At 37.1% G+C, this 14,297-nt stretch carries 17 protein-coding genes and 1 pseudogene; 11 read left to right on the forward strand and 7 right to left on the reverse strand.

Annotation, left to right across the window (positions count from 1 at the left end; genetic code table 11):
• A pseudogene (locus AC1DCY_RS25405) lies at positions 1 to 134 on the forward strand (IS30 family transposase); the annotation flags it as partial.
• A 151-nt stretch (positions 135 to 285) separates the two neighbouring features.
• On the opposite strand, the gene AC1DCY_RS25410 reads toward AC1DCY_RS25405, so the two are convergent.
• Entirely contained in the window at positions 286 to 546 is a 261-nt protein-coding gene (locus AC1DCY_RS25410) for a DUF1871 family protein (protein WP_082172888.1), read from the reverse strand.
• Positions 547 to 618: 72 nt separating this feature from the next.
• Here AC1DCY_RS25410 and AC1DCY_RS25415 point away from each other — a divergent pair, with 72 nt between their 5' ends.
• On the forward strand, positions 619 to 1,791 hold the full coding sequence (locus AC1DCY_RS25415; protein WP_477354971.1) for a MalY/PatB family protein: 1,173 nt from the start codon (positions 619 to 621) through the stop codon (positions 1,789 to 1,791).
• A 125-nt stretch (positions 1,792 to 1,916) separates the two neighbouring features.
• Here AC1DCY_RS25415 and AC1DCY_RS25420 read toward each other — a convergent pair whose 3' ends face one another.
• From AC1DCY_RS25420 to AC1DCY_RS25435, 4 genes are all read right to left on the reverse strand, one after another.
• Complete coding sequence (locus AC1DCY_RS25420) at positions 1,917 to 2,042, reverse strand: hypothetical protein (protein ID WP_477354974.1); 126 nt, start codon at positions 2,040 to 2,042, stop codon at positions 1,917 to 1,919.
• A gap of 435 nt (positions 2,043 to 2,477) precedes the next feature.
• The gene (locus AC1DCY_RS25425) at positions 2,478 to 2,690 is read right to left on the reverse strand and encodes a hypothetical protein (protein WP_477354977.1); all 213 of its coding nucleotides are present in this window, start codon (positions 2,688 to 2,690) and stop codon (positions 2,478 to 2,480) included.
• A 22-nt stretch (positions 2,691 to 2,712) separates the two neighbouring features.
• On the reverse strand, positions 2,713 to 3,300 hold the full coding sequence (locus AC1DCY_RS25430) for a peptidylprolyl isomerase (protein WP_403004686.1): 588 nt from the start codon (positions 3,298 to 3,300) through the stop codon (positions 2,713 to 2,715).
• A gap of 146 nt (positions 3,301 to 3,446) precedes the next feature.
• Positions 3,447 to 3,653 (reverse strand): hypothetical protein, encoded by a 207-nt coding sequence (locus AC1DCY_RS25435; protein ID WP_477354981.1) that lies wholly within the window; start codon positions 3,651 to 3,653, stop codon positions 3,447 to 3,449.
• Between the two features lie 103 nt (positions 3,654 to 3,756).
• Between AC1DCY_RS25435 and AC1DCY_RS25440 the strand changes: the two genes are divergently transcribed.
• The gene (locus AC1DCY_RS25440; RefSeq protein ID WP_477354984.1) at positions 3,757 to 4,464 is read left to right on the forward strand and encodes a hypothetical protein; all 708 of its coding nucleotides are present in this window, start codon (positions 3,757 to 3,759) and stop codon (positions 4,462 to 4,464) included.
• 627 nt (positions 4,465 to 5,091) lie between these two features.
• Complete coding sequence (locus AC1DCY_RS25445) at positions 5,092 to 6,942, forward strand: transglycosylase domain-containing protein (RefSeq protein WP_477354987.1); 1,851 nt, start codon at positions 5,092 to 5,094, stop codon at positions 6,940 to 6,942.
• 89 nt (positions 6,943 to 7,031) lie between these two features.
• On the opposite strand, the gene AC1DCY_RS25450 is transcribed toward AC1DCY_RS25445, so the two are convergent.
• Positions 7,032 to 7,595 (reverse strand): DUF5366 family protein, encoded by a 564-nt coding sequence (locus AC1DCY_RS25450; RefSeq protein ID WP_477354990.1) that lies wholly within the window; start codon positions 7,593 to 7,595, stop codon positions 7,032 to 7,034.
• A 154-nt stretch (positions 7,596 to 7,749) separates the two neighbouring features.
• Here AC1DCY_RS25450 and AC1DCY_RS25455 point away from each other — a divergent pair, with 154 nt between their 5' ends.
• From AC1DCY_RS25455 to mnhG, 7 genes are read left to right on the forward strand one after another with little or no spacing between them, the layout of a single operon-like run.
• Positions 7,750 to 10,164: a Na+/H+ antiporter subunit A gene (locus AC1DCY_RS25455; protein WP_477354993.1), complete on the forward strand. Its 2,415-nt coding sequence runs from the start codon at positions 7,750 to 7,752 to the stop codon at positions 10,162 to 10,164.
• The gene (locus AC1DCY_RS25460; RefSeq protein WP_477354996.1) at positions 10,151 to 10,573 is read left to right on the forward strand and encodes a Na(+)/H(+) antiporter subunit B; all 423 of its coding nucleotides are present in this window, start codon (positions 10,151 to 10,153) and stop codon (positions 10,571 to 10,573) included. Before AC1DCY_RS25455 ends, AC1DCY_RS25460 begins: the two co-directional genes overlap by 14 nt.
• The gene (locus tag AC1DCY_RS25465; protein ID WP_053593262.1) at positions 10,573 to 10,914 is read left to right on the forward strand and encodes a Na(+)/H(+) antiporter subunit C; all 342 of its coding nucleotides are present in this window, start codon (positions 10,573 to 10,575) and stop codon (positions 10,912 to 10,914) included. Before AC1DCY_RS25460 ends, AC1DCY_RS25465 begins: the two co-directional genes overlap by 1 nt.
• Positions 10,907 to 12,394 (forward strand): Na+/H+ antiporter subunit D, encoded by a 1,488-nt coding sequence (locus AC1DCY_RS25470; RefSeq protein WP_477354999.1) that lies wholly within the window; start codon positions 10,907 to 10,909, stop codon positions 12,392 to 12,394. Before AC1DCY_RS25465 ends, AC1DCY_RS25470 begins: the two co-directional genes overlap by 8 nt.
• A gap of 4 nt (positions 12,395 to 12,398) precedes the next feature.
• On the forward strand, positions 12,399 to 12,878 hold the full coding sequence (locus AC1DCY_RS25475; protein ID WP_477355002.1) for a Na+/H+ antiporter subunit E: 480 nt from the start codon (positions 12,399 to 12,401) through the stop codon (positions 12,876 to 12,878).
• Positions 12,875 to 13,156 (forward strand): Na(+)/H(+) antiporter subunit F1, encoded by a 282-nt coding sequence (locus AC1DCY_RS25480; RefSeq protein ID WP_049669148.1) that lies wholly within the window; start codon positions 12,875 to 12,877, stop codon positions 13,154 to 13,156. The genes AC1DCY_RS25475 and AC1DCY_RS25480 overlap by 4 nt, the downstream gene beginning before the upstream one ends.
• Positions 13,140 to 13,508: a monovalent cation/H(+) antiporter subunit G gene (gene mnhG, locus AC1DCY_RS25485; RefSeq protein ID WP_132361712.1), complete on the forward strand. Its 369-nt coding sequence runs from the start codon at positions 13,140 to 13,142 to the stop codon at positions 13,506 to 13,508. The genes AC1DCY_RS25480 and mnhG overlap by 17 nt, the downstream gene beginning before the upstream one ends.
• 47 nt (positions 13,509 to 13,555) lie before the next feature.
• On the opposite strand, the gene AC1DCY_RS25490 is transcribed toward mnhG, so the two are convergent.
• Entirely contained in the window at positions 13,556 to 14,026 is a 471-nt protein-coding gene (locus tag AC1DCY_RS25490; RefSeq protein ID WP_477355006.1) for a GNAT family N-acetyltransferase, read from the reverse strand.
• Positions 14,027 to 14,297: the final 271 nt, after the last annotated feature.

Below are 14,297 nucleotides of genomic sequence, written 5' to 3' on the forward strand. Positions count from 1 at the left end.
AAACAAATTTCGAAGAAGTATCACCAGAAGAACTAACAGAATCATTAAACTATATCAACAACCGACCAAGAAAATGTCTTGGTTGGAAAACTGCAAACGAGGCTTTTAATGAGCAATTGTTGCACTTAATTTGACAAATCATCAAATAAAAAAACGAGGTTGTCTCAAAATTGAAAGACAACCTCGTTTTCTATAGAAAAGCAAAAGCATCATTGCGTCCGAGTTCGGCTTTGCGCTCGCATAACTCCATTTTAGCGGATGTTATGGACACCCGCTAAAAAGAAGTTAAATAATGCATTTTGCTTCAAATTTTATAGCAATAAGTTTGTACGAAATGGCTACACAATCTTCAAATGGAATCCATTCTTCAAACGAATGCTCATATGTTTCTTGAATAACCTTTGCAAGAGTAGATGGATCATCAATACCTTGCAATGCTGCTACAACATCTGCGGTTTCAGTATCATAATGATCTGGACCTAAGTGGAATGGATCCCACTCCTCTAGCAGATGTACGGCTGCTTGATTCATTTTTATATTTTCCAAAATACTCACCTATTATCCTTTTATCATACTCGTATGATACCATAGTAAATAAAAAAGAAAAGAGTGATTTGCTTGTCTATTTTCGATCAAACTATTAAACGTCGTTGCACAAACTCTGTAAAGTGGGACGCAATGGAAAATGTATATGGGCTACAAGATGTTTCAGACATACTACCAATGTGGGTAGCTGATATGGATTTCGCTGCTCCAGTAGCCGTATCAAAAGCGCTACAAGAGCATGCTGAAAAGACTGTTTTCGGCTATAGCTTTGTTAGTGATGAAGCAGTGCAAGCGATTGTAGACTGGCAGAATGCTCATCATGATTGGCACATTGACAAAGATTCAATTGTTTTCTGTAACGGTGTTGTTGCTGCTTTAGCGGATAGTATCAAGGCATTTACAAATCCAGGAGATAAAGTACTTATTTCCTCACCTGTCTACCCACCATTTTATAACATTCCAAAAAGTAATGGCCGAGAGATTGTTAGTTGTCCTTTAGTAGAAAAAGATGGCACATTTGTCTATGACTTTGAAGCCTTTGAACAAGCACTTGCTCAAAATGTGAAAGCCTACATATTGTGTAATCCTCATAATCCAGGAGGCTATGTATGGGATGAAGCTACATTAAAGGAAATCGTACGACTATGTGCAAAATATGATGTAGTGATTATTTCCGATGAAATTCATTCTGATTTAATGTTAGATGGCTCAAAACATACACCATTAGCAAAAATCGCTGGTGATGAAATTGATCGTATTATTACGTGCATGGCACCGACAAAAACATTTAATCTAGCTGGTATTCAAGTTGCCTATATGATTGTGCCGGATAAGGAAAAGCGTATGCTACTAGAAGCAGTTCATATGGCTAGTGGGCAAGGCTCAGTAAATACCTTTGCTTCTGTTGCACTTCAGGCTGCTTATACTGAGGGTTCCCCATGGTTAAATGACATGCTTACTTACATTTCAAACAATATGGACTATGTGATTGCTGAATTAGGGCAATTACCGGGTATCCAAATTAATAAACCTCAGGGCACTTATTTACTTTGGATTGATTATCGAGAATTAGGTCTTGATGAAAAAGAAATCATGCAACGCTTGCTGGAAAATGGCAAGCTAGCATTAGAGCCAGGTTCAAAATATGGCGAAGAGGGTTGCGGCTTCCTGCGTATGAACGTCGCTTGCTCATTAGACACAGTGAAAGACGGTGTTCAGCGCTTTAAGAAAGCCCTTCAGCAATAGGAAGTAAATAGTGAAGGATATCTCAAGTTTTCCTGAGATATCCTTTTTTGTTTAGAAAATATATCTCATATTGAGACTCGAAAGACTAGAGAAAGAATTTCCAGAAGTAGATGTACAACGAGGAGTTAAATTCGTTGATGAAGGGAAAAGAAAGCAGAGATTGCGGCTAGTGCATCTACCCAAAATTTTTGACCAACAATCATCATACCAAAAACTTGCCCTCTAGATTGTAGGTCACTCGCTAACATCATTGGTATGAAAAACCTACATGGCCGGTATCGGGCATCGGACTGCAGCAATCGAAGATTCACGCCTTCTGCCTATGAAAAAGAATCACATTTTTATAAAGAATTTAATCAAACGCATTAAATAAGAGCATGTTTTGATCAATCTTTTTTCAAAACATGCTCTTAAGATTTGCTCTCATAACAAGGTTAATACCGTTATTCTAGTCAAAAAAAGCTACAGTATTTTTGCATGAGGTTCGTGAGAAAGTCTGATGCCCCGCAATCCTTAAAGGCTGCGAGGCATCTAGTACAATCAATTAAACCTCGGCATAATTGCGTCCGGAATCGGCTTTTGCAGGATGCAGGTCAGTTAGCCTATGTGCACTCCTTTCCGATTCTGTGACATCCGCTGGAGGCTTAACTTCTTTCATTGGGTGTTTGGACATCCAATGAAAGAAGTTAAATATTTTGCTGATTGTTTGTTTTATTTTTCTCAGAAAGAATACGTGCTTCGATTTCCTTTGATTTCATTTCTTGTTTCTTAGAAATCTTACGGAAAACGGTAAAGACAACAATACATAATATAAGCATTATTAAAAATTCAAAAGCTGCAGGAACATAGCCTGATTTATCTTCTGGGAAATATAAAAATTGATACATTAAATGCTTCATGTTTTACACGTCCTTACAATTATTATTCAAAAACTGTAATTGACTCGATTTTCACATCTTCTACTGGTTTATCACGCATGTCTTTTTCTACATCTGCAATTTTGTCGATGATGTCCATTCCTTCAACAACATGACCAAATACTGTATGTTTATGGTCTAACCAAGGAGTACCACCATTTTGAGCATATGCTTCAATAATTTCTTCTGGGAAGCCAGCACCTTGTAATTGACGAAGCATATCACTTGGAAGGTGCTTCATTTGTACGATAAAGAATTGTGAACCATTTGTGTTTGGACCCGCATTTGCCATTGAAAGGGCACCGCGAAGATTAAATACTTTATCAGAGAACTCATCCTCGAAAGAGTTACCCCAAATTGATTCGCCACCCATACCTGTACCAGTTGGGTCTCCACCTTGAATCATAAAGTCTTGGATTACACGGTGGAAAATGATGCCGTCATAGTATCCTGATTTTGCATGGCCTAAGAAGTTTTCAACAGTTTTTGGTGCATGCTCTGGGAATAATTTAATTTTGATGGCACCTAATGTTGTTTTCATTTCTACAAGTACTTCGCCTTCTAGTACTTCTGTTGTTAATTGTGGAAACATTGAAGTCTCTCCTTTAAATGTAAAATTTCAGTTTCAATGAAAATGATAGTACTATCATTTCTGACCTCATTTTAGTCTAACATACTTCTTAATGGTTTTCTTCACCAAAGTATTGACGATTTTTGTACTTTTAATTTTTTGGCTTATCACCATAACATCGGCTTGATTTCCGTTCCTACTGGGCGCTTTCCTCGGGGCATCAATGAGCCACTTGGGCCAATAAGTATTTTTTGTGCGAAAGCGAAGCGGCAGCGGCATGTTTTATCTGCGTGAAAGCGAAGCGGCAGCGGCACGATGTTGATTACAAAGGCGTTATCACAGTACTGTTCTTCGATTAAGAAATATTCTTTCATATAACCCCCCTTAGTATATTTTTTATGATTGTTCATATATTCCCTTGATTGATCGTAAAAATGGATTGTATGGATAATAATAGAAAAAAACGGAGGGATTGAAATGAAATTTATACAAAAAATAAGTGTAATCGGACTGTCGGTATGTATGTTGAGTATCGTTTTTTCATCTGCCAGCATGGCAACAAAAATCGTTACAGAAGAGCACCTGAATTTAGTAAATAATAAAAATAAAAAAGAAGTTCATGATTACAAAAACGACTCCGCCAAAATATTAGCACAAGAAACAAAAACGGTACTGATTAAAACAGTAAAAGAAGATAAATCATTATTAGAGCAAAAAACAAAAGAATTTGAAGAAAAAATGAAAATGGAACAAATATCCTTTATTGAAGAGGGATTGAAAAAAGCAACAACGTTTCAAGATGTAGAAAAAGTAAAAAGTGATGCAGCCAACTTATTAAAAAAAGAAAAAGAATTGTTTAAAGCAGAAAGTGAAAAATATGTAAAAACAATGGTTGATACGGAAAAAGTGAACTTAGCGATGATTTCAAGTTCATATAAGACGGTTAGAGATGACTTTTTCACCTTTAACAAACATGGATTCTATTACTATGATGTAAATAAAAATGAATTTGTTCCAAACAATAAAGTAAATAAAACAGAAGAAGTAAAAGCATTTGAAAAAAAACACAAAGAAGATACAAAATTAAAAGATAATCCAATCAACACCTTAATCCTGTTCATTCTCCTTGGATTGTTATGTATAATTCCTCTTTTCATAAGTAACAGACAAAAAAACAGGGCGTAAGCTTTGTTGATGTATTAGCCTTCGTTCCTCTGCTCGCTCCAGGGTCTCATCTGTGACGCTACCTACACTCCAATGACATCCAACTTTTTCGGAATACGTTCAGGAATTATCGCCCAACTTTTAATTTTTATCTACTAACTTTCACGTTTTATCTACTAACTTTTTAGTTTTATCTACTAACTTTTGAATTTTATCACCCAACTTTTTAATTTTATCGACATCTACCTGCCAAAAGAGCAAAAAAGGATTCATACACAAAACTGTGTGTGAATCCTTTTACTTTATTATGTCGCCCAGCCTACACTCAAATCATTTCGTAATTGCCGCTGACGCTTCGCTTTCGCGCAGATAGACAATGCGTCCGGATTTTAAATTGTGCCTAGGCCTGCACGATGTCGGTCATTTCGGTAATGCCACAGGACGTGGCGTGCTTAGCCTTCGTTCCTCTATCGCTAATCCTCAAGGAGTCGCACATCAACCATAAATATGGCATACGTTTTAACAAACGTCATCTCCATCTTCATGGCAAAATTATTTGATAAATACAAATAGGTCGGAACGCGTATTTGGAAACTATCCAAATTATGTTATTCTGTTGATTGACTCATATTTAGAGTGGAGGCACACATGAAAAAGGCTTTTGGTTTTTTTATCATTTTACTATCCTTACCTGTCCTCTGGTGGATTAATACAAATATTAGGACAGAAATCAATGTGGCACAAGCGCATGAGGAGCAAATTGCTAGCGCTATTCATTTACCGGAAGTACAGCCACAACTTCCAATAACACTTATTGATCGAAACGGTCAAACATTTAGCGAGGAATATGTCGAATGGCGTCAACCTCTAACATTACAGAAAATACCAAAAATTGCCCAGGAAATTTTCATCGCAAGTGAAGACGCTCATTTTTATGAGCATATCGGCTTTGATCTCAGTGCCATCGTCCGTGCAGTTGTTGCTAACTCAAGCACAAATTCAACTTCTCAAGGTGCTAGTACCATTACACAACAACTCGTTCGCATGCGTTATTTATCTGACGAAAAAACATATGAACGAAAATTAACAGAGCTCTTTTACTCTTATGAACTTGAGAAAGAATTTGATAAAGACGCGATTTTAACAATGTATCTAAATGAAGCTTATTTTAGCAATCAAGTTTATGGAATCGGTGGAGCAGCAACATATTATTTTCAAAAACCACTCCAAGAATTATCTATAGCTGAAATTGCATTTATTGCTGCCATTCCAAATAACCCCTCACTATATAATCCTTTAAAAAACTTTGATAAAACAAAAGCGAGGCAGGAGCGGTTATTAGATACACTTGCAGCGAGTGGCGCTATAACAAAAGAAGATGCCATTACATATAAAGCTGAAACGATAACATTAAATGTAAAGAATAAAGTGCAAAGCTACCCTATGTACAGCACTTATGTCTTACAAGAGCTTAAATGGTTAGTTGCAGAAAAAGAAGGCTATTCAGATCGACTTGCAAATACACAAAGCGAGGAAGAGAAGAAGAAAATCAAAGCGCAGCTAGACAATCGACTCAATACATTATTTCAAGATGGATTAACGATTTATACCGCGCTTGATCCAGACAAACAAGCACATGATGAGAAAAAAATGACTGCAATTCTAGGCTCAGGCAAATTGCAAGCCGCTGGAGCAGTTATTGATAATACATCCCGTGAAGTAGTTAGTCTTTATGCTGGGAAAAACTATGAAAAATTTGGCTATCATCGTGCCTTTCAAGGTACTCGTCAGCCAGGCTCTGCCTTTAAGCCACTTGCGGTATATGCTCCTTTCTTTGAAACAACAGCACATACACCTGATTCTATTGTCAGTGGCGGCAGTTATTGTGTCGGTTCATTTTGTCCACAAAACTATGGAGGCTTTAAATATGGCGATGTACCAATTCGAGTAGCATTTCGAAATAGCTACAATACATCGGCTCTCCGTTTATTTAACACAGTCGGAATTGATACAGCCTTTAGTTACTTAGACCGCTTTCATTTCCGCTCCATCGTGGCAAAAGATCATGATTATGCTGCCTCTTTGGGAGGTTTAACGTATGGTGTTACAGCACTTGAGCTAGCAGATGCTTATACAAGCTTTATAGACGGCTCATACGTACTTGCCCATAGCATCCGTAAAGTAACAGCATCTGATGGCACGGAGCTTTACAGTTGGGATTCAGCACGCGATCAAATTTGGTCACCAAAAACCGTTAAGTATATGCGTTCGATGCTTACAGATGTTGTTACTAAAGGTACCGGGCAAGGCGTTCATAGTAGAAGTAACTATGTCGGCGCCAAAACAGGAACAACTAACAACTATCGCGACTACTGGCTTGCCGGATTAAATGATGAGTACACTGCAGCAGTATGGCTTGGCTACGATAAGCCACAATCTATGGAGAAATTAGAATCATATAAGATTCATCATAAGCTATTTAATGTTTTACTTGAATAAATTTAAGAAGAGCAGCCCTGAGTGAAATTCATCACTCTAGGCTGCTCCTTTCATTGTTAATTATGTAATTTAATAAATACTTAAGGCATTTAATGAGCAAACGGTAAACTTGCCAAAATGCCATTATACAATTTTAAAACAACATAAACTAATAGCGATAATAGTATTGTCCACATAAAAAGCTCAAACACTAGTAAGCCAATCGTACCACTCATCGACATAAAATGACTCATTTTATAGATAAGGTAAATAAAGTAGATAAAAACGGTTAAGACAAAAATACCGACTAAAACGTAAATAAATTGAATAGCAAAGGCTGAACAGATTGCACCAACTAATAAAATGATGTATCCGCCTCGTGCTTGATTAACTGTCGCACCATCATGATCCTTGGAGAAAAATAACATTCCTAACTCATGAATAGTTTCCCCTACTAATTTTAATGCTGAAAATAGCATAAAAAAGATTACAGCAAAGACAATTAGCAAGAATACACGGAGTTCGAAATCGGATAAAAACTCACGCATGCCGGAATACACACCGATTGCATGAAAAACTTGCAACGATTCACTTACTGCATACATCCCAAATGTCAAACTAAACAATAAAATTGTAATTAATGGTAAATAGCCATAAATATAAGGGTTCTTCATAAAAAATTTTTACCTCTATTATTATTGATAACTTCCTATTTATAATATATCGAACATTCTTCCACTATCGCAAGCTAAATCATATGAGTGCATATGCATTCATACAAAAAGTGCGTTATAATTAACATACTTATCTGCATAAAGGAGGATTTTTTTGTTACAAGTACTTTATATTTTCATTCCAATGCTTGCTGCAATATTTGTGCCACTTTTATATAAAAGCATGAAAAATATTCACACAGGTTGGTTTGTTCTTGCAGTACCTGCTACACTCGCGATTATTTACGCATCTTATATCGGAAAAGTAGCAGATGGTAAAGTATTTCTTCAAGAGCTTCCTTGGATTCCATCTCTTGATATTTCCATCGTTTCTTATTTAGATGGACTTAGCTTGCTTTTCTCATTGCTAATTACTGGAATTGGCTCGTTGGTCGTACTTTACTCTATTTTTTACTTAGACAAACATAAAGAAAAATTACATAATTTTTATGTTTACCTATTATTATTTATGACCGCAATGCTAGGAGTAGTACAGTCAGATCATTTAATTTCTCTGTACTTCTTTTGGGAGCTAACATCTATTTCATCATTTTTACTGATTGGTTATTGGTATTATCGTGATGCCTCTCGCTTTGGTGCACTTAAGTCAATGATGATTACAGTCGGTGGCGGCTTAATGATGTTAGGAGGATTCATCCTTCTCTATATAATGGGAGGAACGTATTCAATCCGTGAACTTATTGTAATGGCACCTAATTTAGCGCAGCATCCGCTGTTCACCTGGTCGCTCGTTTTAATACTTCTAGGAGCATTTACGAAATCTGCCCAATTCCCATTCTACATTTGGTTACCAGATGCAATGGAAGCGCCAACACCAGTTAGTGCATACCTTCACTCTGCAACAATGGTAAAGGCAGGTATTTATTTAGTTGCACGCTTTACACCGATTTTCGCTGTTTCTGAGATTTGGATATGGCTCGTTACAGGCGTAGGTATCTTAACGCTATTCTGGGGTTCGTTCTTTGCAGTGAAGCAAACAGATTTAAAAGGAATCCTTGCTTTCTCTACAGTGAGTCAGCTTGGACTTATTATGTCTTTGCTCGGCGCTAGTGCTTTAGCGTTTCATGGCAATGGGGCAACAGATACTATTAAATTTGCTGCCTTTGCGGCGATCTTCCACCTTATCAACCATGCAACGTTTAAAGGAAGCCTATTTATGATTGCAGGTATTGTCGATCATGAAACAGGTACACGTGATATTCGTAAGCTCGGCGGCTTAATGAGTATTATGCCACTTAGCTTTACAGTAGCGGCAATCGGAAGCTTATCAATGGCTGGTCTACCGCCATTTAACGGCTTCTTAAGTAAGGAAATGTTTTTAACTGCAATGCTTGCGCTGCAAAATTTCGAATTTCTCGGCTTTGACACATGGGGAGCACTCTTCCCGATTGTTGCTTGGATTGCTAGTATTTTTACATTTATCTATAGCTTCTATTTTGTTTTCCGAACATTTACTGGTAAATATAAACCAGAAAAATTACCTCATAAACCACATGAGGCACCTATTGGCATGCTAATCTCGCCTATGATTTTAGCAGCATTAGTCGTAACAATATTCTTTATTCCAAACCTAGTTGGGGATACTTTTGTAAAGCCAGCAGTACAAGCTATCCAGCCATTCTTATACGATTCACCAAAGGATATTGATATTCATGTGGCTGCTTGGCATGGTGAAATTACACCTGAATTACTCATGACATTTGGCATAGTAATTGTTGGGGTTCTATTGTTTGTAGCATTACCGAAATGGCAGGGCATTTATCAAAAATTCCCACGAGCTTTAACGTTAAATAATGCATACGACAAGATAATGCTCGGACTAGATGTTGGATTAAATCGTGTATCACGTCTTTATATGACGGGCTCTATGCGTCACTACCTGCTGTATATGTTTAGTAGCATTGCGGCGATTGTAATCGGTTCTTTATTTGTGAAAAATGCTTTTACAATCTCCTTCCAAGACACTGCACCTATTCGTCCTTACGAAATCATTTTAGTTGTGGTGTTAGTCATTGGAACAACCATTACAATTTTGGCAAAATCACGTTTGACAGCTATTATAGGCCTTGGTGCTGTGGGCTACACAGTAGCATTATTCTTCGTTATCTTTAATGCTCCTGATTTAGCATTAACACAACTTGTCATTGAAACAATTTCTGTTGCGCTATTTTTACTAGCGTTTTATCATCTGCCTAAGCTTGGAAAACGAGAGGAGCGCATGAGATTCCAATTAAATCGCGCGATTGTTTCCATTGCAGTCGGTGTTATGGTTACGCTTTTGGCACTGTCTGCACAATCACAAAAATTGATTCCAACTATTTCGAAGTATTATGAGGAAACAGTTTATTCAAAAGCCGGCGGTGGAAACATCGTCAATGTAATCTTAGTAGACTACCGTGGCTTCGATACATTATTTGAAATTACAGTGCTAGGTATTGCTGGAATGGCCATTTTAGCAATGATAAAGCTACGCATGAATAGAAAGGAGAAATCGCATGAAAACAAATGATGTAATTATACAATTTACAACAAAAATTGTATTCTTCATTATTTTCTTCTTCTCCATTCATATTTTCCTTGCTGGTCATTACACACCTGGAGGCGGCTTTGTAGGTGGACTTTTAACATCGAGTGCTATTGTGCTCTTAGTCCTTGCCTTTGATTTAAATACGGTTCGTAAGGTTTTACCAATAAATTATACGTATTTAACTGCAATTGGCTTACTACTAGCCCTTGCAACAGCCGCTTTCCCAATGTTTGTAGGTAAACCGTTTTTTACACATTACTTTGATTATTTCGATTTACCGCTTCTAGGCAAACAGTCATTACACACGGCTATGCTTTTTGATAGCGGTGTCTATTTGGTTGTTGTCGGCGTTACGATGACCATTATTCAAACGATTGGGGAGGATGAATAATGGAAATAATTATGGCGTTTGTCATTGGCTTTCTGTTTATGGCAGCGGTTTATTTAATCTTATCCAAAAGCTTATTGCGTATTATTATCGGGACAGGCCTTTTAAGTCATGGCGCCCATCTGCTCATTTTAACAATGGGTGGACTTGGCGGAGAAGCACCACCTGTTTTAAAGGAAGGGGCTAAAACTTTTGCAGACCCATTACCACAGGCGCTTATTTTAACAGCGATTGTTATTAGCTTTGGGGTAACGGCTTTCTTCCTTGTACTTGCATATCGTTCCTATCAGGAGCTCGAGACAGATGATATTAGCTTAATGAGAGGAAGTGATGAGGATGAATAACTTCCTTCTACTGCCCATTATCATTCCGTTTTTCTTCGGCATCATTTTAATGTTTGGGCAAAAAAACTTAAAATACCAGCGTTCATTCGCATTGCTTGGTATAGGGCTCGCACTTATATCAGCCATTTCACTGCTTATGAAGGTGAAAAATGATGGTATTCAAAAGGTGACGTTCGGGGATTGGCCTGTGCCATATGGCATTACGATGGTTTCTGATATGGTGTCTGTACTGCTTGTCACAACAACACTGCTTATCACTCTCTTTGTTGTTTGGTATGGCTTTGGTTCCATTACAAAGGAACGTGAACGCTTCTTCTATTACCCTGGGGTTATGTTTATTTTAACTGGGGTTAATGGGGCATTTACGACCGGCGATATTTTTAACCTTTTCGTGTTCTTCGAGGTATTGTTAATGGCCTCTTATTTGCTCATCGTTCTCGGGGGCGAAAAAGGACAGCTTAAAGGTTCCATTAAATATATTTTAATTAATGTTATTTCATCTGCATTATTTGTTATTACAGTTGCCTATCTTTACTCTGTAATAGGTACATTAAACATGGCAGATATTGCAGTAAAAATTGCTGACATCAATCAGCCAGGTATTGTTACGGTTATAGCTGTACTATTTTTAATGGTATTTGGATTAAAAGCGGCTATTTTCCCTCTATATTTCTGGCTTCCAACTTCTTATGCGGCAGCTCCAATACCTGTGTTAACGCTATTTGGAGCACTTCTAACAAAGGTTGGTATTTATGCAATTACTCGAACATATACATTGTTCTTTGTTCATGATTTATCGTATACACATGATCTACTGATGGCATTAGCAGTTGCAACAATTATTGCGGGCTGTATTGGTGCACTAGCCTACCATGATGTAAAGCTTATTATTATATATAATATTGTCATTGCTGTAGGTGTTATTTTATTCGGCGTATCTCAAATGAATGAAATTGCCCTAAAAGGTGCAATGTTCTATTTAATTCATGACATGCTTATAAAAGCAGCGCTCTTTATGTTAATAGGTATAGTCATCTACATTACTGGCACATCTGATTTACGTAAAATGGGCGGTCTTATGAATAAATACCCTGCTCTCGGTTGGTGCTATTTAATTGCAGCATTTGGTTTAGCAGGTATTCCCCCACTTAGTGGCTTCGTTGGAAAACTGTTAATTGTACAGGGAGGATTTGAAGCAGGCAGTAAATGGAGTAGTATTTTTATTTTAGCTTCATCACTTCTCGTTTTATTATCGGTTATTCGTATTTTCCTTTATGCCTTCTGGGGTGAAGAAAAAGAGACAACGGGTACTGTCGATAAAAAAGTCTACTATACACTATTTGTGCCTACAGTTCTTTTAGTGCTCATTACTGTAGCGTATGGTGTAGGCTCTGAATGGATTACTCCATTTATGGACGATGCGGCAAAACTATTAAGTGATCCATCTATTTATATAGATGCTGTAATGAAGGAGGATTAGAGATATGGCATTTCAAATTATTTTAAATGTTGTACTTGCCTTCGTTTGGATGTTCCTTTCATCTAATTACACAGCAGCAGGCTTTATCATTGGATTTATTCTAGGTATTATATTGCTCATTATTATGCGTAGATTTTTTACTACTCGTCTTTACGTCTACCGCATATGGGCAATCATTAAGTTAACGTTACTCTTTTTAAAGGAGTTAGTGTTAGCGAATGTACAAGTTCTTCGAGTGGTCTTAAAGCCTAAGTTGGATATGCAGCCTGCATTCTTTGCCTATCCGACTGTTTTAACACAAGAATGGGAAATCACTTTATTATCAAGTCTTATTACGTTAACACCTGGTACAGTAGTAGTGCACGTATCAGATGATGCAAAAACTTTGTATGTACACGCTATTGATATTAGTGATGTCGATGAAGCGATTACAGCAATTCGAGATTCATTTGAGAAAGCGATTTTGGAGGTGAGTAAATCATGACAACATTTATTATTACTGCAATTGTGGTGATTTGCTTATCGATGATTGCAGTTATTTATCGAATGGTTAAAGGACCTTCTGCATCCGACCGTGTGGTAGCATTGGATTCATTGGGTGTGTCAGTAATCTCGCTCATTGGACTATTTTCAGTATTAGTTGAAACAAGCTTCTTCCTGGAGATTATATTATTGTTAGCGATTTTATCGTTTATCGGTACTGTTGCTTTCTCTAAATTCATAGAGAAAGGAGATATCATTAAACGTGACAATTCTCGCTAATAGCTTAGTTATCTTTTTCATTTCTGTAGGGGTACTATTTATTGTCGTAACAGCCATTGGTCTTGTTCGTTTACCTGATTTGTACACACGTGCTCACGCTGCTTCAAAAAGCGCAACGCTCGGTGTCATGTGCGTACTCATTGGCGTATTCTTTCACTTTTGGCTGATTGAAGATCACTTTAATCCCCGCATTTTACTAGGTATACTGTTCCTGTTTATCACAGGTCCTGTTGGAGGGCATATTATGACTCGCTCCTCATACATCGCCGGCGTAAAGCCTTGGAAAGGTACAATACACGACGAGCTTGGACCTGAAATTGACCGGATGAAAAAGGAACAAGGCATTAAATAACTTTTCAAAAATAGTGGGCCAATGAATAAACTTCATTGACCACTTTTTTAATTATTTGATAGCATAAAAAATTCCTTCTCTAAACCAATGCCTTCCCAAAAGTTTAGTGCTAAGTCATTTTCTAAATCTACATAAACATTTACTACAGTAGTATCATGTTCGTCATTAAACCAATTCACTAAATCATCTACTAGACGTTTAGCAACCTTCTGTCTTCTATATACTGGCACTACATAAACCTCGTCTATTTGACCATAGTTCATATCGTAAATAAAATCCTTTTTGATCGAAGCCATTCCAAAACCAATCATTTTATTATTTTCATCAGTTGCTATATAAATGGCCCCATATTTTGATTGAATATATTGTTCTAGTTGTTCTTGAATACCCTTCCTTTCACTCTCCTCTAATTCACAATCTGCAGTTTCTATGGCATTTTCATTCCATAGTTCCAATATTTCATTTAATAATTTCTGGTTTACAACATCCTCAGTTAATAGTTGAATATGTATGCTCATTTCTTTCATCTCCTATAACGTTTGATGATTTAATCATCTCACAATATATGGAATCATTCTATTATAAATAGGTAAATTTCCCAATCAATTATGCCTCGGCATAATTGCGTCCGGAATCTGCTTTATGCTTAGGCCTGCAAATGTTTTTTGTGCGAAAGCGAAGCGACAGCAAAAGGGTTTTATCTGCGAAGCGAAGCGACAGCAAAAGGGTTTTATCTGCGAAGCGAAGCGACAGCAAAAGGGTTTTATCTGCGAAGCGAAGCGACAGCAA

This window comes from Lysinibacillus sp. 10T31, from assembly GCF_056394365.1.

Coding starts and splice junctions, on each gene's coding strand:
- AC1DCY_RS25420 (WP_477354974.1), bottom strand. CDS start 2,042: ATGATGTTAGCGAGTGACCTACAATCTAGAGGGCAAGTTTTTGGTATG.
- AC1DCY_RS25425 (WP_477354977.1), bottom strand. CDS start 2,690: ATGAAGCATTTAATGTATCAATTTTTATATTTCCCAGAAGATAAATCA.
- AC1DCY_RS25430 (WP_403004686.1), bottom strand. CDS start 3,300: ATGTTTCCACAATTAACAACAGAAGTACTAGAAGGCGAAGTACTTGTA.
- AC1DCY_RS25435 (WP_477354981.1), bottom strand. CDS start 3,653: ATGAAAGAATATTTCTTAATCGAAGAACAGTACTGTGATAACGCCTTT.
- AC1DCY_RS25440 (WP_477354984.1), top strand. CDS start 3,757: ATGAAATTTATACAAAAAATAAGTGTAATCGGACTGTCGGTATGTATG.
- AC1DCY_RS25445 (WP_477354987.1), top strand. CDS start 5,092: ATGAAAAAGGCTTTTGGTTTTTTTATCATTTTACTATCCTTACCTGTC.
- AC1DCY_RS25450 (WP_477354990.1), bottom strand. CDS start 7,595: ATGAAGAACCCTTATATTTATGGCTATTTACCATTAATTACAATTTTA.
- AC1DCY_RS25460 (WP_477354996.1), top strand. CDS start 10,151: ATGAAAACAAATGATGTAATTATACAATTTACAACAAAAATTGTATTC.
- AC1DCY_RS25465 (WP_053593262.1), top strand. CDS start 10,573: ATGGAAATAATTATGGCGTTTGTCATTGGCTTTCTGTTTATGGCAGCG.
- AC1DCY_RS25470 (WP_477354999.1), top strand. CDS start 10,907: ATGAATAACTTCCTTCTACTGCCCATTATCATTCCGTTTTTCTTCGGC.
- AC1DCY_RS25475 (WP_477355002.1), top strand. CDS start 12,399: ATGGCATTTCAAATTATTTTAAATGTTGTACTTGCCTTCGTTTGGATG.
- AC1DCY_RS25480 (WP_049669148.1), top strand. CDS start 12,875: ATGACAACATTTATTATTACTGCAATTGTGGTGATTTGCTTATCGATG.
- AC1DCY_RS25490 (WP_477355006.1), bottom strand. CDS start 14,026: ATGAGCATACATATTCAACTATTAACTGAGGATGTTGTAAACCAGAAA.